Raw genomic sequence first — 21170 nt, forward strand, 5'->3', positions numbered from 1 at the left:
CCAGCGGGGCGAGTTCCAAAACCGGCCGCCTTGTGTTGGAGTCCGCGGAGCGCACCGGAAGCAGGGAGCCGACACCCCTTGGGTCAGGACCACGCAGAGCCACCGACACGCCCCGCCGCCCTCCGCGCGGGCCGCCGTTCCCTTCTGCGCGCCTCGCTGTTCTCGCCGGCCCTCGCCCCCTGGCTTGCCCTGGCCGGGCGGGCCCGGGCGCAGGGGGCGCGCGACAGCCTGACCATCGGCATCACCCAGTACCCCTCCACCCTGCACCCGAACATCGAGAGCATGATGGCCAAGGCCTATGCGCTCGGCTTCGCGCACCGGCCGCTCACCGCCTATGGGCCGGACTGGAAGCTCCAGGCCCTGGGCTGCGAGACCCTGCCCAGCCTGGAGAACGGCCTCGCGGCGATGGAGACTACGCCCGGGGGCAAGCCCGGGATGCGCGTCACCTGGCGGTTGCGGGAGGGCTGGCGCTGGGGCGATGGCACGCCCGTCACGGCGGAGGATTTCCGCTTCGCCTGGGAGGCCGGGCGCAGCTTCGAGACGGGCTTCGGTGGGGCCGAGTTCTACCGCAGCGCCTATGAGTTCCTGTCTCCCGACCCGCGCACCGTGACGCTGCGCCTGGACAAGCCGTCCTTCGACTATGCCTCGGCCGGGGGGTTCGTGCCGCTGCCCGCCCATCTCGAACGGGCGCGCTGGGAGGCCGACAAGCGCAACTACCGCTCCCGCACCCTCTACGACACCGAAAGCACGAATCCCGGCCTCTGGTGCGGCCCCTACCGCGTCAATGCCGTGCAGCCGGGCAGCGGCCTGACGCTGGAGCGCAACGAGCACTGGGACGGCCCCGCCCCCGCCCCCGCCTTCCGGCGGATCGTGCTGCGCGCGGTCGAGAACACCGCCGCGCTGGAGGCCCAGCTCCTGGCCGGGCAGATCGACATGGTGCCGGGGGAGATGGGCTTCCCGCTGGAACAGGCCCTGGCGCTGGAGAAGCGCGCCGGGGACCGCTTCCGGCTCTTCACCCGCCCCGGCCTGGTCTGGGAGCATATCGACCTGCGGCTCGACAACCCGGCGCTGGCGGACCGGCGGGTGCGGCAGGCCCTGCTCTGCGGCATGGACCGGGCCCGCATCGCGCAGACCCTCTATGGCGGGAGGCAACCCCTGGCGCGCAGCGGCGTGCATCCGGACGATCCGATGTACAGCCCCGACACGCCCGACTGGCCCTTCGACCCGAAGCGTGCCCAGGCGCTGCTGGATGAGGCGGGCTGGCGGCCCGGACCCGGCGGCATCCGCGTCCATGCGGGGGGCGAGCGGCTGAGCCTGGAGTTCAACACCACCGCCGGCAACCGCGCGCGGGAGCAGGTGCAGCAGATCATCCAGGGCATGTGGAAGGCGATCGGCGCCGAGGCCCGCATCCGCAACGAGCCGCCGCGCGTGCTGTTCGGCGAGACCCTGTCGCAGCGCCGCTTCACCGGCGCCGCGCTCTTCGCCTGGGTCAGCAGCCCGGAAAACGTGCCCCGCAGCACGCTGCATTCCGACGAGATCCCCACCGCCGAGCGGAACTGGTCGGGGCAGAACTATCCGGGTTTCCGGAATGCGGAGACGGACGCGCTGCTGGAGGCGCTGCCGCAGGAGCTGGACCCCGCGAAGCGCCGGCCGCTCTGGGCGCGGCTGCAGGCCATCACCGCCACGGAACTGCCCGCCCTGCCGCTCTGGCACCGCGCCGAGGCGCATGTCTGGCCGCTCTGGCTCTCGGGGGTGCAGCCGACCGGGCACCTGAACCCGTCCTCGCTCTGGGTCACCGACTGGAAGAGCGGCTGACCCCGTGCTGCGGCTGATCGGCTGGCGCCTGCCGCAGATGGCGCTGTCGCTGGCGTTGCTTTCCCTGCTCGCCTGGCTGGCGATCGGGCTGATGCCGGGCGATCCGGTCTCGCTCGCCGCGCTGAACGACCCGCACCTCACCGCCGCGGACGTGGCGCGGCTGCGGGCGCTGCACGGGCTCGACCAGCCGCTGCTGCTGCGCTGGTGGGCCTGGGCGCAAGCGGTGCTACGGGGCGAGTTCGGCTATTCCCGGCTCTATGCCCGTCCGGCGGCGCAGATCCTGCTGCCGGCCCTGCGCGCGACGCTGGAGCTGCTCGGCGCCGCGCTGCTGCTTTCGGCCGGGCTCGGCGTGGCCATGGGGGTGCTGGCGGCGCTGCGCCCGCGCCTCGCCCCGGCGGTCGAGGCGGTGGCGATCCTCGGCCAGTCCGTGCCGGTCTTCTGGTTCGCCATCCTGGCCATCCTGCTCTTCGCGGTGCGGCTGGGCTGGCTGCCGGCGGGCGGCACGGCGGAGGCGGGCTGGCCGGCGGAATGGCGCTTCCTGCTGCTGCCGGTGGTGACGCTGGCCTTCCATGGCCTTGCCGCCTATGCGCGGCACACGGCGGCGGCGATGCGCGGCGTGCTGGGGCAGAACTTCATCCTCGCGGCGCGGGCGCGCGGGGCAGGCGGGGCGCGCATCGCCTGGACCCATGCCTTCCCCAATGCCGCCATCCCCGTGCTCGCCATCGCGGCGGTGGATGTCGGGGCGCTGGTCTCCGGCGCGCTGGTGACGGAGACGGTCTTCGCCCGGCCCGGCATGGGGAAGCTGCTCTACGACGCGGTGATGGGCAACGACTACAACCTCGCCCTTCTCGCCCTGCTGCTGGTGGCGCTGGTGACCATGCTGGCGACGCTGGGGGCCGACCTGCTGCAACAGGCGCTGGACCCGCGCCTGCGCGGGGAGGAGCCGCGATGATCCGCTTCCGCCTGGGCCTCGCGCTGCTCGCGGCATTGCTCCTGCTGGCCCTGCTCGCCGGGGCGATCGGCCATGCCCTAGGCCTCGATCCGGAGGCGCAGGATCTCCTCGCCCGCTTCGCGCCGCCCTCCGCGGACCACCCGCTCGGCACCGACGAGCTGGGGCGCGACCTGCTGGCGCGCCTGCTGGCCGGGGCGCGGGTCTCGCTGGCCGCCGGACTGGCCACGGCCCTGCTCGCCACGGCGCTGGGCACGGGGATCGGCCTGCTGGCCGCCTGGCGCGGCGGCTGGCTGGACGCGCTGCTGATGCGCCTCGCCGACGGGCTGCTGGCCCTGCCGGCCCTGCCGCTGCTGGTGCTGCTGGCGGCCATGGATACCAGCGCCATCGGCCTGCCGCGCGGCGAGACGGCAGCGGACGTTACGCGGATCGTGCTGATCCTCTCGGCTTTCGGCTGGGTCGGCGTGGCGCGGCTGGTACGGGCCGCCGCGCGCTCCGTCCTGGCGCGGGACTGGGTGCGGGCCGCGCGGGCCCTGGGGGCGGGCGAGGCGCGGGTGCTGTTCCGGCATGTGCTGCCGAGCCTCGCGCCCTCCATCGCCGTGGCGGCCTCGCTCACCGCCGCCGGGGCGATCCTGGCGGAAAGCACCCTCTCCTTCCTGGGCCTCGGCATCCAGCCGCCGGCCCCGTCCTGGGGCAACATGCTGGCCAATGCGCAGGACTTGGTGCTCTCCGCGCCGGAGGTCGCCATCTGGCCGGGCCTCGCGATCATGCTGGCGGTGGCGGGCTGCACCCTGCTGGCGGACGGGGTCCGCCGGCGCTGAGCCAGCCGGGAGAACGTGGCAATCCGATCGGAATGACGTGGAGGAAACTTTTTCTGCCACATTGATCGGGTTTAGAACGGCCTTGCCCTGAAACCGCCAAAGGCCCCGATCGTGTGCCGATTCCTTGCCTATCATGGTGAGCCCATTCTCATGGACACGCTGGTGGCGACGCCCTGCCACTCGCTGATCCACCAGTCCCTGCATGCTTCCGAATGCAAGACGGAAACGAATGGCGACGGCTTCGGGCTGGGCTGGTACGGGGAGCGGGAGGTGCCGGGCCTGTACCGCGAGCTGCGGCCCGCCTGGTCGGACGAGAACCTGCTCTCCATCGCCTCGCAGGTCCGCTCGCGCCTCTTCTTCGCCCATGTGCGGGCGGCGACCGGCACGGCCACGACCCGGGCCAACTGCCACCCCTATACGCATGGCCGCTGGCTCTTCATGCACAACGGCCAGATCGGCGGCTGGAGCACGATCCGCCGCCGGGTGGAGGCGCTGATCCCCGATGAGCTCTACACCGCCCGGGGCGGCACCTCGGATAGCGAGGCGCTGTTCCTGGCCGCCCTCGCCGCCGGCATGGAGGACGATCCGGTCGGCGCGGTGATGCGGACGTTGCACCGGGTACGCGGGTTGATGGACGAGGCGGGGATCGGGGCGCCGCTGCGCTTCACCGCCGCGCTGTCGGATGGGCGCAGCCTCTGGGCCTTCCGCTGGGCCTGCGACGCGCAGCCACCCTCGCTCTATTTCCGCCACACGCCGAGCGGGCTCGTGCTGGTGTCCGAACCGATCGACGAGGACCGGGCAAACTGGCAGGAGGTGCCGCGCGGGCATGCGCTGGTGCTGCATCCGGACGCGGCGCCGGCCATCCAGTCCCTGGAACCGGCGATGGCGCGCGCGGCCTGACGGCGGGGTGGGAGGCGGGCGATGCCGCGCCTCCATCTTGCGATCCTTACTTGCGAATGCATCGCAATATCGAATAACCTGCGGATGTTCCTTCCCGGCCTATGCCGGGTCGCGCCGGACCCCCTTCGAGGCACGGAATTGCCGCCATGACCTGCTACCGTTCGATCGGCCTCACCGAACTCGTCGCCCTGATGGCCTCCCACCGCTCCGTCGAGGCGGGACAGTCGCCCCGCCCGGGCGAGCTCGACCCGGAGGAGTTCCAGCGGATCACGGCCTATCTGCACAACGGCACGCGACTGCCCGCACCGCCCGGTTTCCGGCCCGGTGGCCAGGGCGGATCGCGCTTCCGCACGGCCGCGGAACGCTACAGCCGGGTCTGATCCGGCGGCGCGCCGGGACCGCGTCAGCCGGAAGACGCCATGTCTTCCGCGCCGGGCTTCATGAAACGCGGGCGGAGGGCCGCTACTCCGCCGCTTCCAGCACCGGCGGCGGCACATGCACCCGGATTTCCGGCAGGGCGCCGGTCCAGGCCTCCACCTGCACCAGGCAGGACTGCGCCGCGCAGCCCTGGCCAAGCCGGGAGGTGCCGACATCCTGCGTCAGCACATTGGCATTGCCATGGACGCAGAGCGTCTCGCCGCCGATCTCCTGCGGGTCCCACCAGGCGCCGGTGGCCAGGGCGACCACGCCGGGGCGGATCTCCCCGCTTAGCCGCAGCCCGGCCAGCACGGCGCCGCGCGCGTTGAAGACCCGCACCACCGCCCCGTCATCGAGGCCGCGCGCCGCCGCATCCGCCGGGTGCATCAGCATCGGCTCCCGGCCCTGGATCTTGCTCGCCAGCGAGACGCGTCCGTCATCCATCTGCCCGTGCAGCCGCGTCGCCGGCTGGTAGGACAGCAGGTGCAGCGGAAAGCGTTCCGCCAGCGGCGCGCCCAGCCATTCGCGCGGCTCCCGCCAGACCGGGTGGCCCGGGATCTCCTCGTAGCCGAAGCGGGAGATGGTCTCGGAGAAGAGCTCCACCTTGCCGGAGGGCGTGTTCAGCGGGTGCGCCGCCGGATCGCGGGCGAAGCCGTCGAAGATCGTGTAGCCCTCGTTGGGCGGCGGGATCTCGACATGCCCCTCGGCCCAGAAGCGGTCGAAATCCGGCACCGCCACGCCGAAATGCGCGCAGGAGCGCTGCCACTGGCCGTAGAGGTGCCGCAACCAGGCCTCCTCGTCCCGCCCCTGGGTGAAGCGGTCGCGGAAGCCCAGTTCCTCCGCCATGTCGGCCAGCATGTCGTGGTCGTTGCGCGCCTGCCCCTGCGGCGGGATGGCCCGGTGCATGGCCCGCACGAAGCGGTCGGCGGAGGAGGAGCCGATGTCGTTCCGTTCCAGCGTCGTGGTGGCGGGCAGCACGATGTCGGCCATGCGCGCCGGGGCGGTCCACCAGGGTTCCTGCACGACCACCGTCTCCGCCCGGTTCCAGGCGCGGCGGAAGCGGTTCAGGTCCTGGTGGTGGTGGAAGGGATTGCCGCCGGCCCACCAGATCATGCGGATCTCCGGCAGGGTGATGTCGCGTCCGTTGTAGGACAGCACCTCGCCCGGCCGCTCCAGCAGCTCCACGACGCGGGAGACGGGGATGGAGGGGCCGGCGTTGCGCGTGGCCGGCAGGTTCACGCTGGGCAGGCGGCGGCGCGGCGTGCCCATGCCGTTCATCGAGCCGTAGCCGAAGACGACTCCCCGGCCCGGCTCGCCGATCCCGCCCAGGGCGCTGGCCAGGGCGACCAGCGCCCACCAGGGCTGCTCGCCATGCTCGGCGCGCTGGAGCGACCAGGTGGCGGTGATCATCGTGGCGTTCCCGGCAGCCTCGCGCGCCAGGCGGCGGATGGCCTCGGCCGGGACCTCGCAGAGCGGCGCGGCCCAGTCGGGGCTCTTCGCCACGCCATCCGCCTCGCCCAGCACATAGGCGCGCAGCCGCTCCCAGCCCACGGTGCAGCGGCCGAGGAAGTCCCGGTCCTCCCGTCCCTCGGCGATCAGCACGTGCAGCAGGGCGAAGACCAGCGCGGCGTCGCTGTTGGGGCGGATGGGCACCCATTCCGCGCCGAGGAACTCCGCGCAATCCCCGCGGAAGGGGGAGATGTTGACGAAGCGGACCCCGGCCGCGGCAGCGCGGCGCATCTGGGCCGCGTAGTCGTGGCTGCCGGCGCCGCCCGCCGTGACCAGCCCGTTCTTCAAGGGCAGGCCACCGAAGCAGAGCATCAGCCGCGTGTGGCGCGCGATGGTGTCCCAGTCCGTGACCGGCCCTTGCAGCACGTCGTTGGTGCCCAGGACATGCGGCATCAGGGTCATGCCCGCGCCGTAGGAATAGTTCGTCACCTGCGAGGTGAAGCCGCCGCCCAGGCCAAGGAAGCGGTGCAGCTGCGAGCGCGCATGGTGGAAGCGCCCGGCCGAACTCCAGCCATAGGAGCCGCCGAGGATGGCGGCATCGCCCGCTTCCGCCCGCACCCGCCGCGTTTCCTCCGCCGCGAGGCGGATGGCGCGGTCCCAGGACACCGGCACGAAGCGGTCGCGCCCGCGCTCCGACCCCGCGCGCTCGCCGCGCAGCCAGCCCTCCCGGATATGGGGGCGGTCGATGCGGCTGCGGGCATGCACCGCGTCGGGGATGCTGGCCAGCAACGCCCCCGGCGCCGCGTCGCGCGCGAAGGGCCGCGCCTCGCGCAGCCGCCCCTCCTCCGCCACCGCGTCGAAGGCTCCCCAATGCGCGCTGTGCGGGTGGATGCGACTCATGGCGGGGCTCTCATGGCTGTCGTATTGCGGCGCGGCATGCCCCGCCATGCCGTGTGTGCCACAGCCCGATCGTGGCGTGGAGGCGGATCATGCCGTGGATGGGCCTCGTGACGGCATATCGTGCCTCGGGATGGCCGGGTTGGCGGCGGTCCGTGCGGATCATGGGCCCAGGCGCGGAATCATGGGCCTTCCCCCCTGGGCGCCCGCGCGGATACGGGCCTAGGATGCCACCTTCCGATCCAGCAGAAGGGCGCCTCCGACATGCCTCCCCGCGCGAATTCCGCCGCTGCCCGCGACGCCGCCTATGTCCTGCATCCCAGCACCGAGCTCAAGGCGCAAAGCCAGAACGGCTCGCTGGTCATCGATCGCGGCGAGGGCGTGCGCGTCTGGGACGAGAGCGGCAAGGAATACATGGAGGCGGTCGCCGGCCTGTGGTGCGCCTCGCTCGGCTTCAGCAACGAGCGGCTGCGCGAGGCCGCGGACCGGCAGATGCGCAAGCTGCCCTACTATCACGGCTTCGGCGCCAAGTCGCACGAGCCGATGATCGAGCTGGCCGAGATGCTGGTGCAACGCGCGCCCGTGCCGATGGGGCGTGCCTTCTTCGCCAATTCCGGCTCCGAGGCCAACGACACGGCCGTGAAGATGGTGTGGTACTACAACAACGCCATCGGCCGGCCGCAGAAGAAGAAGATCATCTCCCGTCTGCGCGCCTATCACGGCATCACCGTGGCCGCCGCCTCGCTGACCGGGCTGCCCACCAACCACAAGCTCTTCGACCTGCCGCTGCCGGGCTTCTTCCACGTCTCCACGCCGCACCACTACCACGGCGCCGAGCCGGGCGAGACCGAGGAGGCCTTCGCCTCCCGCCTCGTGGACGAGGTGGAGCAGCTGATCCTGCGCGAGGGGCCGGAGACGGTGGCGGCGATGTGGGCCGAGCCGGTGATGGGCGCCGGCGGCGTCGTCATCCCGCCGCGCACCTATTACGAGAAGCTGCAGGCCGTGCTGAAGAAGTACGACGTGCTCTTCGTCGCCGACGAGGTGATCTGTGGCTTCGGACGCACCGGCTCCTACTGGGGCTCGCAGACCTTCGACCTGAAGCCGGACATCATCGTCTGCGCCAAGGCGCTCTCCTCCTCCTTCCTGCCCATCTCCGGCGTGCTGGTGACGCAGCAGGTCTTCGACGGGCTGGCGGAAGGCAGCGCCTCGGTCGGCGTCTTCGGCCATGGCTACACCTATTCCGGCCATCCGGTCTCGGCGGCGGTCGCGATCGAGACGCTGAAGATCTATGACGAGATGAACATGGTCGAGCATGCGCAGCGCGTCGGCGCGCATATGCAGGCCGAGCTGCGCCGCCGCTTCGCGGATCATCCTCTGGTGGGCGAGGTGCGCGGCATCGGCATGATCGGCGCGGTCGAGATCGTCGAGGACAAGGCCAGCCACCGGAACTTCGATGCCGGCAAGAAGCTGGGCTACCGCCTCGCCGCGCTCGGCGAGAAGGAAGGCGTGCTGACCCGTGCCCTGGGCAATGACAGCATCGCCTTCTCCCCGCCGATCATCGCCACCGAGGCGGAAGTGGACGAGATGCTGGAACGGTTCTCCCGCGCGCTCGACAGCTTCACGGTGGAGCTGCGCCGCGAGAACCTGACGGTCGTTTGACCAGCCTCGCTTCCGCGGGCCTGTCGGGCCGGGCTTCCTGGAGGAGCCCGGCCTTTCCGCTTGCGCTGGGAGCCGCCATCGCGCCCGTCGCGGCCGTCCTGCAATCCAAGGCGATGGCGCCCATCGCCCTGGTCTGCCTGCTGCTCTCCGTCCTCGCCGCCCGGCGCGAACAGGGCCGCTGGCCCATCCCCCGGGGGCTGCCCTTCGGGATCGCCCTGGCCCTGGCCCTTTGGGGCGGGCTGTCCGCTCTCTGGGCCGTCGAGCCGCGCCAGAGCCTCGCCGCCGCCGCGCAGTTCGGCGGGATCGCCCTGCTGGCCGCCGCCGCCGCGCGTGGCGTGGAGGGCGAAGATGCCCGTCCGCTCGCGCGCTGCCTCTTCTGGGGCGTGCTGGCCGGGCTGGCGCTGGCCACGGTCGACAACCTCACCGGCAATGCCGTCCGCATGGGGGTGCGCGGCCTGCATGACTGGAAGCCGGAGATTACCTTCGGGCTGAAGCCCGCCGCCTCGGTCATGGCACTGCTGCTGCCGCTGCTGCTGGCCGCCCCCCTGCCCCACGTGCTGCGGATCGGCGGCACGCTGCTGGGCGCCATCGCCCTGCTCGCCCTGCCGGGGGATACGGCGCGCATCGCCGGGCTGGTGGGCCTCGCCGTGGCGGGGTGCTTCGCCTGGATGCCCGCGCGCCCGGCCCGTGGCCTCGCCACCGCCGGCGTGCTGGCGGTGGTGCTGCTCGCCCCGATGGCGACCGCGCTGCTGGCCCGGCCGGACGTCGCCGCGCACCTGCCGCTCTCGGCCGTGCACCGGGTGCTGATCTGGGATTTCGCGCGAAGCCGCGCCGCCGAGCGCCCCTGGCTGGGCTGGGGCATGGAATCCAGCCGCGCCATCCCCGGTGGCCGCGACAACTTCCCCGAGGAGAACCTCGCCCGGCTGGGCATGACCGGCCCCGAGGCGCGTGCCTTCTTCGACCGGCCGGGCGTGGAGGCGCTGCCGCTGCATCCGCACAACGCGCCGCTGCAACTGCGGCTGGAGCTGGGCTGGCCGGGGCTGCTGCTCTGCGCCGGGCTCTGGGCGGCGCTGGCCTTCCGGGCGCCGGGACCGCTGGCGCTGGGCGTGCTGGCTTCCGCCCTGGTGACCTTCCTGTTCTCCTATGGCGCGTGGCAGCCCTGGTGGGTGGCCAGCCAGGCCCTCGCCGTCGCCATGGTCTCGGCCCTCGGCCCCACCCGGATTGCGGGAGGGCCGCAGCCATGAACCGGGTCGAGGGATTGAACATCCGCCACAGCCCGGCCTCCGGCCTGTTGCAGATCGGCCTGCGGCTGACCGGCCCGATGCCGTCCGGGACGCTGCACGGGCAGTTGCGCGGCCTGCCGCCTCTGGCCAATGCCGCCGTGGAGGTCTTCCCTTCCTCGGCCGGCGGGACCCGGATCGAGGCCACGGCGGTGCTGCCGCCGGAACTGGGGCCGGAATCCGTGCGGCTTCTGCTCTCCGCCGGCGAGGAGCCGCTGCTCTCCCTGTCGCCCCTGCCGGCGACCGCGGAGCAGGCCGGGCCGGCCACGCTGGAACCCCTCGATGGAGGCGGCGCCACCGTGCGGGCCTGGGCCGATCCTGGCCTCCGACCCGGCCTGATGGTGGACCACCGGGCGGAGCCGCTCCAGCCGGCGGGCGGCGGGCTCTGGCAGGCGCGTCTGCCCGAGGCGCCGCTGCGGCTCGCCGTCACGCTGGGGCCGGACCGGGGGCTCGTCACCAACCCGCTTTCCAACTGGATGGCGCCCAACCCGGACCCGGACCCGCGCCTGGATGCCCTGCGCGGCCGCCATGCCGGTCAGGTCGCCTGGCTGATCGGCAACGGTCCCTCGGTGCGGTCAGAGGATCTGGACCGCCTCCACGGCCAGCTCAGCGTCGCCTTCAACCGCTTCCACCTCGCGCACGGCAGCATGCGCTTCCGCCCCGCCTACACGCTGAGCGGCGACGGGCAGGTGATCGGCGATTTCGGCGCGGAGATCGCCGAGGAGGCTGGCGGCCCGGTCTTCCTGGCGGCGGAAACGCGGCCGGACCTGCCCGGCGACTGGATCTGGCTGCGCCAGGCCGCCGTCTGGCCGACCCTCTTCTCGCTCGATCCCCGGCGGGTGGTGGGGGCCGGGGGCTCCTCGCTCTTCGCTGCCTTCCAGCTTCTCTGGTGGATGGGGGTCCGGCGCTTCGTGATCTACGGGGCCGATTTCCACTTCGAGGGCGCGGAGCCCGGCGGGGATGGCCTCGCCCATGCCGAGGGCAACCACTTCATCCTCGGCTATCGCGGCGGCAAGGGCTGGATCCCGCCAGCCTGGCGCGACATCTGCACGGGTTTCCTGCTGGCCCGCCATCTGGCGGAAGCGGAAGGCGGCTGGGTCCGCAACGCCACGCGCGGCGGGATGCTGGAGATCTTCCCGCGCATCGGCTTCGAGGGCGCGCTGGGCCTGCGCTGACACGGGTTCACCCCTGCCCGCCCGGATGCGGGGGAGCCGGCAGGACCGCAGCGGGCCCGGGCGGTGATGTCAGGCCGCGAGGATCACGCGGTTCCGTCCGGCGCGCTTGGCGCGGTACAGCGCGTCGTCCGCCTCCCGGATCAGCCGGATCGCATCCTCCGCGCCGCCGGGAGCCGGCGTCATGGAGGCAGCACCGACGCTGACCGTCACCGGCTTGTCCGCATTGAAGTCATGCGCATGGTCGCTCTCGATGGCCAGGCGGATCGCCTCGGCCACCACGCGCGCGCCCTCGGCATCGGTGCCGGGCAGGATGGCGGCGAATTCCTCCCCGCCGAAGCGGGCGGCCAGATCCCCGGGACGGCGGATGCTGCTGTCGATGTGACGTGCCACCATCCGCAGGCAGGCATCCCCGACCGGATGGCCGAAGCGGTCGTTGATCTGCTTGAAATGGTCGATGTCGATCAGAAGCAGGGAGAGCGGCTGCTGGCTGCGGCCGCCGCGACGGGCCTCCTCCTCCAGCACCGCCTCGAAATGCCCGCGATTGGCGATGCCCGTCAGCCCGTCGGTGATCGCCATGATGGCGATGCGCTCATAGGCTTCCTGCAACTCCCGCTGCTGCCGTTTCAGAGTGGTGATGTCGGCATGGCTGACGCAGCTCGTGCCGTCCTCCATGCGCCGTTCGATCACGCGGCGCCAGCGGTCCCCCGGCAGTTCCACCTCGAAGGCGGCGCCGGCGAAGCGCGCATTGTCGAGGAAGGCATCGAGCGCCGCGCCGGCATGCCCCTCCCAGAGAAGCTGCAGCACCTCCCGGAAGCTGCGGCCGATGGCGACTTCCTTGGAAGGCAGGTCGTAGAGCTCGACGAATTCCTGGTTGGCGTCGGTGATCCGGCCCTGACGGTCCTGCACCGTGGCACCATCCGCCAGATGCGCGAAGGGATCGACCGGCACCCTGAATTCGCTCGCCGGCAGGGCCTCCGCCAGTGCCTTCCAGACCCGCACGCGCCCGCCCTGCGGCAAAGGCAGGGAGGAGACCAGCAGCCGCCGCCCGCGATGCTCGAAGCTGAAGGGGCGGGTCTGGGCGCGGTGCCGCGCGATGCCGGCCGCGACGAATTCCGGGAGGCGTCCGCGTTCCGGGCCGGTGAGCCGGACGGCGTAGAAGCGTTCCAGGTTCCTGGCATAGGGTTCCCCGGCATGCACATGGCCGTCATGCTCGGGGAAGAAGCGCAGGAAGGTCCGGTTCCACAGCAGGGTCCGGTCCTCGGCATCGAAGAGGCAGAGCGCCAGCCCCTGGCTGTCGAGGACCTGGCCGATGACACCGATGGTTTCCATTCCGTCCGACACAGCTTTCGCACAGGAAACATCGGTCTGACCGGCCATGATCTGCCGGCGGATATCATGGTCCAAACAGTGCTCCACGAAAGCTCCGGCCTTCCTGTCCTGATATAGTTGCATTTCATACGGCAAATGCAACTTCCTGGCAGGTGTTTTCTGTTCCGGCCGCCGCCGGTGCGGCTTTCCGCGCGGAGCACGGCACAGGGCCCGTGACGAAGCCCATGCCGTGGCGTTGAGGCCATGCGACGGCATCGGGGGCGGGAACCTCTCCCCACCGCCGTCCCACGGACATGACGCGGCGCACCGGCAACGGTCCCGGAGGAGGCGAGATGAGCGACGGCCCGAAGAGCAGCCCGGCCTTTCTGGACCTGCTGGCGCGGCGACATGGCTTCAGCGAGGAGGCGACGGAGGAAGCCTATCGCGCGCTGCGGGCCGGCAAAGGGCGGCAGGCGCAGTTCAACCACTCCGAGCTGGGCGGCATGGGCCAGTGGGCCGGGGACGGCATGGTCATGATCGGCGACATGTTCAATGGCGCGCTCAAGATCAGGGTCGATGCGCTGCTCGGCGATCTCGCGGCCCGGATGCGGGACATGCCGGCGGAGGACCGGCCTGGGGCCGCCCTGCCGGAAGGATCGGGGCGGAGCTGGTGGCCGGAGGGACTTGGCACGCCCGCGACCAGCGGGGCCCAGGACGGACAGCGCTACGCCTGGTTCTCCAAGGCGCGGCGGCTGGCCATCGAGACGGCGGGGGCCGTCACTCTTTACGACACGGGGGAGCACCGGATCGGCGGCGTGTCGCAGTCGCAATCGGGTTCCGGGCCGGGCCAGCTCCGCTTCAGCAGCCAGCATGGCGAGCTGCGCCTGTCGGAACTGCCGCTGGCCGAGGGGGTGGGCGGCGCCTCCCCCCGGCCGGAGCAGGCCGCCGGACGTGGGGCCACCCCATCCGGAACGCCGGAAACGGGCACGGATGCGCCTCTTTCCGCCCTGGAAAGGCTGGGCAGGCTCTACCAGCAGGGCCTGCTGACCGAGGAGGAGTTCCGGGACAGCAAGGCATCGCTGCTGCGCCGCCTCTGACGGGAGTGGTTGGCCGGGCCGGGAATCGTGCTTCCCCGGCCCGCCACTTTAGCGGCGTGTTACCAGCCCGTCGGCGATGTCGCGCTCCACCAGCGCCGGGTCGCGATCGGCCGGCTCGCCCATGCCGCCGCCGCCCGGCAGCTTGAGCAGCAGGCGCCGGCCGGCCGGGATGACCTGGTAGCCTTTGGGCCGCAGCAGCGTGCCGTCATCCAGCCCGACCCAGCCGGGCGCGCCGTCCTGCCCGCCGTCGCGGCCCTTCGGCGCGTTCTCCACACGGTCGAAGATGGCGTTCACCGCGAATTCCGCCTCGCCCTTCGTGCCGATCTCCATGACCTGCCCCATGCCGCCACGGGTGCGGCCGGCGCCGCCGGAATCCGGGCGCAGCTCCTTCTTCCAGAAGATCACCGGGGCGACGTTCTCAGTCGCCTCCACCGGCATGGTCCGCACGCCGGAGGGGAAGGCGATGCCGTCCAGCCCGTCCCGCGCCGGGCGCGCGCCGGTGCCGCCGGAGTTGAAGGTGATGATCTCGAAATCCGGCAGGGCGGCGTTCTGCCCGCTCACCTCGGAGCCGCCGCGCAGCGGGGGGTTCCACAGTGCCGAGGCGCCTTCCGCCGTCACCCGGTCCGGCACGGCCTGGTGCAGGCAGCCCATCATCAGGTCGGGCAGGAGCTGGCCGATGATGTGCCGCACCGCCACCGGATAGGGGCGCGGCGCGTTCAGGATGCAGCCCTCGGGGATCACCATGCGGAAGGGCAGCAGGCTGGCCCAGTTGTTCGGGATCTCCGGCGCCACGACGCATTTGATGCCGAAGCAGGCATAGGCGCGGCAATAGGCGGCCGGAACGTTGATGGCACGCCCCGAGAGTCCCGATGTGCCCTCGTAGTCCACCTCGATATGGTCGCCCGCGACGGTCATCGCCGCGCGCAGCTCGACCGGCGCCTCGTAGCCGTCGGAGCGGATGGATGCGCGGTAGGTGCCCTGCGGCAGCTTCGCGATCTCCGCCACCGTGGCGCGCAGGCTGCTGTCGAAGATGAAGGCGGCGAGTTCGTCCACGCCCTCCATGCCGAACTCGTCCATCATCTCGACGAGGCGCCGCACGCCGGCATCGTTGCAGGCGCAGAGTGAGTAGACGTCGCCTTCCAGCTCCGCCGGGGTGCGGGTGCCGGCGCGCAGGATGTCGAAGAAGGTCTCGTTCGCCTTGCCCTGGTCGAAGCACTTCACGATGGGGATGTAGATCCCCTCCTCGAAGACCGAACGCGCCTCCGGCCCCATGCCGCGCCCGCCGACATCGATGACATGCGCGGTGTTGGCGAAGAGGCCGACGATCTTCCCGCGGCGGAAGGCGGGCGTCACGACCGTCAGGTCGTGCAGGTGCCCGGTGCCCAGCCAGGGATCGTTGGTGATGTAGTGGTCGCCCTCCTTCATGGTCTCGACCGGGAATTTCGCGAGGAAATGCCCGACGCTCTCCATCATGGAGTTCACATGCCCCGGCGTGCCGGTCACGGCCTGGGCCAGCATGCGCCCCTGCAGGTCGAAGATGCCGGCGGACAGGTCGCCCGCCTCCCGCACTGTGGTGCTGAAGGCGGTGCGGATCATGGTCTGCGCCTGTTCCTCCACCACGGCGATCAGGCGGTTCCACTGGATCTGCCGCTGGATCGCGGCGAGAGGGTTCGCCGCGGCGTTTTGCACCTTGTCCATCACGCGACCTCCCGGTTCAGTTCCAGATAGCCCAGCCCGTCCATGGCACAGCTCCAGCCCGGGCCGACCAGGGTGCTCGTTTCCGCCTCGGCGACGATGCAGGGGCCTTGCACCACCGCGCCGGGCGGGAAGCCGGCGCGGTCATAGACCTGCCAGTCCGCGACCTCGCCCGTCACCGTGTCGCGCACACGCTGCGTCCGCACCGGCGCGGGGGCCGGCGCGGCCTCGGCTCGGGCGGCCGGGGCGGGCTTGTCCGTGAGGGTGGCAACGGTCAGCGCGAAGCTCAGGATCTCCACATCCGAGCCCGGCACCGGCCGGTCGTAGAAGCGGGCGTATTCGCTGTCATAGGCGGCGCGGATCGCGGCGATGTCCGCCTCCGCCAGCGCGCGCGCCGGGAGTTCCACGGCGATCTCGTGTCCCTGGCCGACATAGCGCATATAGGCGATGCGCTTCTCCTCGGTCGGACGGCCGAAGGCGCCGGGGGCGACCATGGCGCTGGCCTCGCGCGACATCTCCTCCAGCAGCGCGTTCACCGCGCCGAGGTTGAAGGTGGCGAAGCGCTGGTAGAGCGAGCGCACCACCTCGTAGCCCACCGGCGCGCGCAGGAAGCCAATGGCCGAGCCGACGCCCGCGCCCGAGGGCACCAGCATCCGGCGGATGCCGATCTTCTCCGCGACGCGGTAGCCATGCACCGGCCCGCCGCCGCCGAAGGCGATCATGGCGCAGCCGTCGAAGCTCGTGCCCGCCTCGATGGCATGGACGCGGGCCGCGTTGGCCATGTTCTCGTCCACCATCTCGATCACGCCCAGCGCCGCCATCTCCGGGGAGAGGTTGAGCGGGCCCGCCACATGCGCCTCCAGCGCCGCCGCCGACTTCTGCGGATACAGGGTCAGGTTGCCGCCCGCGAAGCTGGCGGGGTCGTAGCGGCCGAGCATCAGGTTGCTGTCCGTCACCGCCGGCCTCTCGCCGCCGCGCCCGTAGCAGGCCGGCCCCGGATCGGCGCCCGCGCTTTCCGGCCCGACCTGGATCAGGCCGAGGCTGTCGATGCCGGCGAGCGAGCCGCCGCCGGCGCCGATCTCCACCATCTCCAGCACGGGGATGCGCAGCGGCAGGCCGGAGCCCTTCTTGAAGCGGCCGACGCGCGCGACCTCGAAGCTGCGGCTGGCATGCGGGGCATAGTCCTCGATCAGGCAGACCTTCGCCGTGGTGCCGCCCATGTCGAAGGAGAGCACCTTCGGCAGTCCGCGTTGCCGCGCCACATGGGCGGAGAAGATCGCCCCGCCCGCCGGGCCGGATTCCACCAACCGGATCGGGAAGCGCGAGGCCGTCTCGAAGGTGGTGAGGCCGCCGCCCGAGAGCATCATGAAGAGCGGCGCGTCGAGCCCCATCTCCCGCAGCCCGACCTGCAGCCGCGCCAGGTAGCGCGCCATCAGCGGCTGCACATAGGCATTGGCGACGGTGGTGGAGAAGCGTTCCCACTCCCGCATCTCGGGGCTCACCTCGGAGGAGAGCGAGATGGACAGTTCCGGCCAGAGGTCGCGCACGATGGCGGCGGCGCGGCGCTCGTGCTCCGGGTTGACGAAGCTGTGCAGGAAGCCGATCGCCAGCGCCTCGATGCCCTGTTCCCGCATCACCGCGACCTGGGCGCGCACGGCGTCCTCGTCGAGCGGCAGCAGCACCTGGCCGCGATGGTCCAGCCGCTCCGGCACCGGCAGGCGCAGGCGGCGCGGCACCAGCGGCTCCGGCAGGGCGATGTTCAGGTCGTACTGGTCGTAGCGGCTCTCATTGCCCAGGGCGAGCACGTCGCGGAAGCCCTCGGTGGTCAGCAGGGCCGTCTTCGCACCTTTGCGCTCGATCACCGCATTGGTGGCCAGCGTCGTGCCGTGCACCAGCAGCGACACATCCGACGCGGCGAGCCCGGCCTTCTCCAGCACCAGCGCTACGCCTTCCAGCAGACCCTTCTCCGGGGCCGCGGGGGTGGTCAGTACCTTGGCCGTCCAGCGCTCCGTACCGGCTTCCGTGACCCGTTCCACCGCGAGGTCGGTGAAGGTGCCGCCGATATCGGCAGCCAGGCGGATATCGGCGCTCATCGGCCCGGGTCCATCGGGGAAAGGGGTTGCGGCGCAAGGAGGCGCTGCGGCATCGGTGTCACTCCACGGTTCAGGCCGCGCGCGGGGCAGAGCCGGGGCCCCGGGGCGCGATGCGGATGTGGCCAGCAAGGAACGTGCCGGGCATCCGCCGATCCTGCGCCCGGCTTTCCCGCGCGGGAAGCCTCCCCCCTCCCCGCGCGATCATCCCCGCTTCGCCCCCCGGGGCCGCCCCTGGAGTCGCCCCGGGGGTCGCCCCTTCGGGAGCGGCGCCGTTCAGGCGACCGAGACCGCCTTGATGTTCACGAACTCCCGGATACCGAAATGCGAGAGCTCGCGGCCATAGCCGCTCTCCTTCACGCCGCCGAAGGGCAGGCGCGGATCGGAGACCACGGGCTGGTTGACGAAGGCCGCGCCGCATTCCAACGCCTCGGCGGCGATCCGCTCGCCGCGCTCTAGGTCCCGGGTGAAGACGCCGCCGCCCAGGCCGAAGACGGAGGCATTGGCCACGGCGATGGCCTCCGCCTCGTCCCGCACCCCGATCACCGAGGCAACGGGACCGAAGATCTCCTCGTCATGGGCCGGCATCCCCGGCTTGAGATCGGTGAGGACCGTGGCCGGATAGAAGGCACCCGGCCCGTCCGGCACCTCCCCGCCCAGCAGCAGCCGCGCGCCCTGCTCGATGCTCTGCCGCACCTGCCCGTGCAGTTCGTCGCGCAGGTCGCGCCGGGCGATGGGGCCGTATTCCGTGTCCTTGTCGAAGGGATCACCGAAGCGGCCGGCCTTCATCGCCTCCACCAGAAGCGCCTCGAAGCGCTCGCGCACCGGCTCCACCACGATGAAGCGCTTGGCGGCGATGCAGCTCTGGCCGGAATTGATCAGCCGCCCCTTGGCGCAGGCCGTGGCCGCCGCCTCCAGATCGGCATCCTCCAGGATCAGGTAGGCATCGCTGCCGCCCAGCTCCAGCACCGTCTTCTTCAGCACCGAGCCCGCCTTGGCCGCCACCTTGCGGCCGGCCGGGCCGCTGCCGGTCAGGGTCACGGCGCGGACCAGCGGATGCCCGATCACCGCATCCACCGCGTCGCTGCCGATCAGCAGGGTGCGGAACAGGTCGCGCGGGAAGCCCGCCTCGCGGAAGATCTCCTCGATCGCCAGGGCGCAGCCGGGCACGTTGGAGGCATGCTTCAGCACCCCGGCATTGCCCGCCATCAGCCCCGGCGCGGCGAAGCGGAAGACCTGCCAGAAGGGGAAGTTCCAGGGCATCACCGCCAGCACGACGCCAAGCGGGTTGAAGGCGACGAAGCTCTTGCGTGCCTCCGTCGGAGCGTCCTCCCGGCTCAGGAAGCGCTCAGCGTTCTCCGCGTAGAAATCGCAGGTCGTGGCGCATTTGCGGGCCTCGCCCTCGCCCGCCGTCACCGGCTTGCCCATCTCGGTCGCCATCAGCCGGCCGAATTCCGGGGCGCGGTCGCGCAGGATGGCGGCCGCCTTGCGCATCGGCACCGCGCGCTCGGCGAAGCTGGTGTGGCGCCAGTCGAGGAAGGCCCGGTGCGCCGCCTCCACGACCTGCGCCACCCCGGCGGGCGGCAGGGAGTCGTATTCCCTGACGGTCTGGCCGTTCACCGGATTCACCGAAGCGATTGCCATGCTGGGGGCCTCCTCTGTGCTCGCGCGGAGCCGGACAGGATGCCGCGCCGGGCGCCCCGGAAGGGGGCCGGTACGGTCCGGAGGCTTATCTAGGCAGGCACCCGGGCGGATCGGCCCGGGTGACGGGCTCGTGATGCGCCATCCCAGCGACGGGCGCCCCGGCGGTCAGACGTGCTGCCCGCCGTTGATGTGGATCTCCGCCCCGTTGATGTAGGAGGAGGCCTGGGAGCAGAGGAAGAGGATGGTCTCCGCCACCTCCCGCGCCTCGCCCAGCCGGCGCATCGGGATCTGTTCCTCGACGATCTTCTCCGTGCCGGGGGAAAGGATGCTGGTGCGGATCTCGCCCGGGGCGATGGCGTTCACGCGGATGCCATGGGCGCCGAACTCATGCGCCATCTCCCGCGTCAGGGCGTTCAGCGCCGCCTTGGAACAGGCATAGGCAGGCCCGGCGAAGGGATGCACGCGCGAGCCGACGATCGAGGTGACGTTGACGATGTTGCCGCCCGCCACGTGCAGTTCCTCGAACAGCCCGCGCGCCAGCAGGGCGATGGAGAAGAGGTTGACGTTGAAGACCGCGTTCCAGGCGGCATAGTCCGTCTGCATCACCCCCATGCGGCCACCGCCCGGCCCCTTGGGGGAGATGCCGGCATTGTTCACCAGCGCATGCAGCCGCCCGTCCGGCAGGCGCTGCTTCACCAGGGCGATCAGCTCGCCCACCTGCACCGGGTCGGAGAGATCGGCCTGGAGATGGCTTTCCCGCGCCTCGGGCCAGCGGCATTCCTCGGAGAAGGGCTGCCGCGACACGGTGAGGATGCGCCAGCCTTCCTCCTGGAAGCGCTTGACCGTGGCGTGGCCGATTCCCCGGCTGGCGCCGGTCAGCAGCATGGTCTTGCGGGTGGTGGACATGCGGGCCCCCTCGGTGCGGCGCACCATCTCTAGAACATTTCCGGTTCCCTGGCCCTGGCCGCGAGGACTCTTGCGCTCCTCGCCGCAGCGGCGCGCCCCCGGCGGCGCTAGCGCCCGGACGGGGAGCGCTGGGAGGGCGAGCGCCGGGACGGACGGTCGCAATCGACCTGCATGGCGGTCTCCGGCCCGAAGACGCCCGGCGCGTTGCCCTGCCGCGAGCCCGGCGGAAACACCGTCGTTCCATAGAGCACGGCGCCATGGCCCGCCATGCGCTCGCAGCGTGCGCCTTCCTCGGTGGCGACCGCATAGGCCCCCTCGGCCGTTCGCCGGATCGTCACCACGCAACGTTCCGCCGGGTCGCGGGAGCGCATGCCCGATTCGAAGCGCCAGACCGCCTCCGGATGCGAGGCGCCCTGGGGAGCCGCCGGCCTGGCGAGCCCGTCCACGGAGAAGTTGCTGCCCCGGCTGGTCCAGGAGCTGAGGACGAAGTCCAGGCCACCGCCCGCCCCACTCCGGAGGAGCAGCATGTCCATGCTCGTTCCCGCGCCGAAATTGCAGTACTTCCCGTCCACAGTGCCCCCGGCGGCCGGAGCGGGCACCGGGCCGGCTCTCTTCGCCCCCGGAGGCGCGGAGAGCGCCGCGACCCGCTGCTCATAGGCCGCCCTGACGCAGTCCTCCGTGCGGCAGCGGTTGCGCCCGGCCAACCATTCGCGTTGCGCGGCCTGCAATCCCGGCGCGCCGCCCTGGCGGGCGGACAGGAAGGCGGCCGCCATCTCCTCGTCGAGCCGGGAAAGCCCGCTGTCGCGGCAGATCATCCGCTCCATGTCGGAGCCCGCCCTGGCGCAGTCGAAACTGGCGGCCTCCGCCTCCGGGGATGGCAGGGCGGACAGGGCGAGGCACAGCAGCGGCAGCAGGAGCCGGAGACACGCAGGGGTCATGGTCGCTCTCCCGGGGATGCGGCCCCGGTGCCGCCACGCGGCACCGGGCCTGCCCGGAAGCTAGGCCATCCCGGCGGCCGGCGTGGTGACCGAAAGCACGCCGGGATTTCGTTCCGGCATCATTTTCATG

16 protein-coding genes are annotated in these 21170 nt (G+C 71.8%); 9 read left to right on the forward strand and 7 right to left on the reverse strand.

The features are described 5' to 3' along the window. Positions 1-78 precede the first annotated feature (78 nt). From RGI145_RS10210 to RGI145_RS10230, 5 genes are all read left to right on the forward strand, one after another. Complete coding sequence (locus RGI145_RS10210; protein WP_083670588.1) at positions 79-1815, forward strand: peptide ABC transporter substrate-binding protein; 1737 nt, start codon at positions 79-81, stop codon at positions 1813-1815. 4 nt (positions 1816-1819) lie between these two features. Then, a complete protein-coding gene (locus RGI145_RS10215; protein WP_075798241.1) occupies positions 1820-2767 on the forward strand; it encodes an ABC transporter permease in 948 nt (315 codons plus the stop codon). Beyond that, the gene (locus RGI145_RS10220) at positions 2764-3585 is read left to right on the forward strand and encodes an ABC transporter permease (protein ID WP_075798242.1); all 822 of its coding nucleotides are present in this window, start codon (positions 2764-2766) and stop codon (positions 3583-3585) included. The genes RGI145_RS10215 and RGI145_RS10220 overlap by 4 nt, the downstream gene beginning before the upstream one ends. Positions 3586-3735: 150 nt before the next feature. Then, positions 3736-4485, forward strand: coding sequence for a class II glutamine amidotransferase (locus RGI145_RS10225; RefSeq protein ID WP_156878489.1), 750 nt, complete (start codon positions 3736-3738; stop codon positions 4483-4485). A gap of 146 nt (positions 4486-4631) precedes the next feature. Continuing rightward, a complete protein-coding gene (locus tag RGI145_RS10230) occupies positions 4632-4865 on the forward strand; it encodes a hypothetical protein (RefSeq protein WP_075798244.1) in 234 nt (77 codons plus the stop codon). An 82-nt stretch (positions 4866-4947) separates the two neighbouring features. Here the strand turns inward: RGI145_RS10230 and RGI145_RS10235 are convergent, their stop codons facing one another. Beyond that, on the reverse strand, positions 4948-7251 hold the full coding sequence (locus RGI145_RS10235) for a molybdopterin-dependent oxidoreductase (protein ID WP_075799980.1): 2304 nt from the start codon (positions 7249-7251) through the stop codon (positions 4948-4950). 261 nt (positions 7252-7512) lie between these two features. Here RGI145_RS10235 and RGI145_RS10240 point away from each other — a divergent pair, with 261 nt between their 5' ends. The 3 genes from RGI145_RS10240 to RGI145_RS10250 all read left to right on the forward strand — a co-directional run bounded on the left by RGI145_RS10240 (position 7513) and on the right by RGI145_RS10250 (position 11362). Continuing rightward, positions 7513-8907, forward strand: coding sequence for an aminotransferase (locus tag RGI145_RS10240; RefSeq protein ID WP_075798245.1), 1395 nt, complete (start codon positions 7513-7515; stop codon positions 8905-8907). A 113-nt stretch (positions 8908-9020) separates the two neighbouring features. After that, positions 9021-10151: an O-antigen ligase family protein gene (locus RGI145_RS10245; protein WP_156878490.1), complete on the forward strand. Its 1131-nt coding sequence runs from the start codon at positions 9021-9023 to the stop codon at positions 10149-10151. Then, the gene (locus RGI145_RS10250) at positions 10148-11362 is read left to right on the forward strand and encodes a hypothetical protein (protein WP_075798247.1); all 1215 of its coding nucleotides are present in this window, start codon (positions 10148-10150) and stop codon (positions 11360-11362) included. Before RGI145_RS10245 ends, RGI145_RS10250 begins: the two co-directional genes overlap by 4 nt. A gap of 69 nt (positions 11363-11431) precedes the next feature. Here the strand turns inward: RGI145_RS10250 and RGI145_RS10255 are convergent, their stop codons facing one another. Next, positions 11432-12691 (reverse strand): GGDEF domain-containing protein, encoded by a 1260-nt coding sequence (locus RGI145_RS10255; RefSeq protein WP_075799981.1) that lies wholly within the window; start codon positions 12689-12691, stop codon positions 11432-11434. 332 nt (positions 12692-13023) lie between these two features. On the opposite strand from RGI145_RS10255, the gene RGI145_RS10260 reads away from it, so the two are divergent. Beyond that, positions 13024-13767, forward strand: a complete 744-nt coding sequence (locus RGI145_RS10260; RefSeq protein WP_075799982.1) for an SHOCT domain-containing protein — start codon at positions 13024-13026, stop codon at positions 13765-13767. 48 nt (positions 13768-13815) lie between these two features. Here RGI145_RS10260 and RGI145_RS10265 read toward each other — a convergent pair whose 3' ends face one another. From RGI145_RS10265 to RGI145_RS10285, 5 genes are all read right to left on the reverse strand, one after another. After that, a complete protein-coding gene (locus RGI145_RS10265) occupies positions 13816-15465 on the reverse strand; it encodes a hydantoinase B/oxoprolinase family protein (RefSeq protein WP_075798248.1) in 1650 nt (549 codons plus the stop codon). After that, positions 15465-17555, reverse strand: coding sequence for a hydantoinase/oxoprolinase family protein (locus tag RGI145_RS10270; protein ID WP_075798249.1), 2091 nt, complete (start codon positions 17553-17555; stop codon positions 15465-15467). The genes RGI145_RS10265 and RGI145_RS10270 overlap by 1 nt, the downstream gene beginning before the upstream one ends. 273 nt (positions 17556-17828) lie before the next feature. Beyond that, on the reverse strand, positions 17829-19196 hold the full coding sequence (locus RGI145_RS10275) for an NAD-dependent succinate-semialdehyde dehydrogenase (protein WP_075798250.1): 1368 nt from the start codon (positions 19194-19196) through the stop codon (positions 17829-17831). Positions 19197-19361: 165 nt separating this feature from the next. Beyond that, the gene (locus tag RGI145_RS10280) at positions 19362-20129 is read right to left on the reverse strand and encodes an SDR family NAD(P)-dependent oxidoreductase (protein ID WP_314280947.1); all 768 of its coding nucleotides are present in this window, start codon (positions 20127-20129) and stop codon (positions 19362-19364) included. An 80-nt stretch (positions 20130-20209) separates the two neighbouring features. Next, positions 20210-21040 carry a lysozyme inhibitor LprI family protein gene (locus RGI145_RS10285; protein WP_075798251.1) on the reverse strand — a complete coding sequence of 277 codons (831 nt, stop codon included), beginning with the start codon at positions 21038-21040 and terminating at the stop codon, positions 20210-20212. Positions 21041-21170 lie beyond the last annotated feature (130 nt).

This window comes from Roseomonas gilardii, assembly GCF_001941945.1.
In the GTDB taxonomy this organism is placed as follows: Bacteria; Pseudomonadota; Alphaproteobacteria; order Acetobacterales; family Acetobacteraceae; genus Roseomonas.

Bases quoted from the DNA above. Each gene is read 5' to 3' on its own strand.
- RGI145_RS10280 (WP_314280947.1), bottom strand. From the start codon at position 20,129: ATGGTGCGCCGCACCGAGGGGGCCCGCATGTCCACCACCCGCAAGACC.
- RGI145_RS10225 (WP_156878489.1), top strand. From the start codon at position 3,736: ATGGACACGCTGGTGGCGACGCCCTGCCACTCGCTGATCCACCAGTCC.
- RGI145_RS10260 (WP_075799982.1), top strand. From the start codon at position 13,024: ATGAGCGACGGCCCGAAGAGCAGCCCGGCCTTTCTGGACCTGCTGGCG.
- RGI145_RS10285 (WP_075798251.1), bottom strand. From the start codon at position 21,040: ATGACCCCTGCGTGTCTCCGGCTCCTGCTGCCGCTGCTGTGCCTCGCC.
- RGI145_RS10265 (WP_075798248.1), bottom strand. From the start codon at position 15,465: ATGGACAAGGTGCAAAACGCCGCGGCGAACCCTCTCGCCGCGATCCAG.
- RGI145_RS10230 (WP_075798244.1), top strand. From the start codon at position 4,632: ATGACCTGCTACCGTTCGATCGGCCTCACCGAACTCGTCGCCCTGATG.
- RGI145_RS10270 (WP_075798249.1), bottom strand. From the start codon at position 17,555: ATGAGCGCCGATATCCGCCTGGCTGCCGATATCGGCGGCACCTTCACC.
- RGI145_RS10220 (WP_075798242.1), top strand. From the start codon at position 2,764: ATGATCCGCTTCCGCCTGGGCCTCGCGCTGCTCGCGGCATTGCTCCTG.
- RGI145_RS10240 (WP_075798245.1), top strand. From the start codon at position 7,513: ATGCCTCCCCGCGCGAATTCCGCCGCTGCCCGCGACGCCGCCTATGTC.
- RGI145_RS10245 (WP_156878490.1), top strand. From the start codon at position 9,021: ATGGCGCCCATCGCCCTGGTCTGCCTGCTGCTCTCCGTCCTCGCCGCC.
- RGI145_RS10235 (WP_075799980.1), bottom strand. From the start codon at position 7,251: ATGAGTCGCATCCACCCGCACAGCGCGCATTGGGGAGCCTTCGACGCG.
- RGI145_RS10275 (WP_075798250.1), bottom strand. From the start codon at position 19,196: ATGGCAATCGCTTCGGTGAATCCGGTGAACGGCCAGACCGTCAGGGAA.
- RGI145_RS10255 (WP_075799981.1), bottom strand. From the start codon at position 12,691: ATGGAAACCATCGGTGTCATCGGCCAGGTCCTCGACAGCCAGGGGCTG.
- RGI145_RS10250 (WP_075798247.1), top strand. From the start codon at position 10,148: ATGAACCGGGTCGAGGGATTGAACATCCGCCACAGCCCGGCCTCCGGC.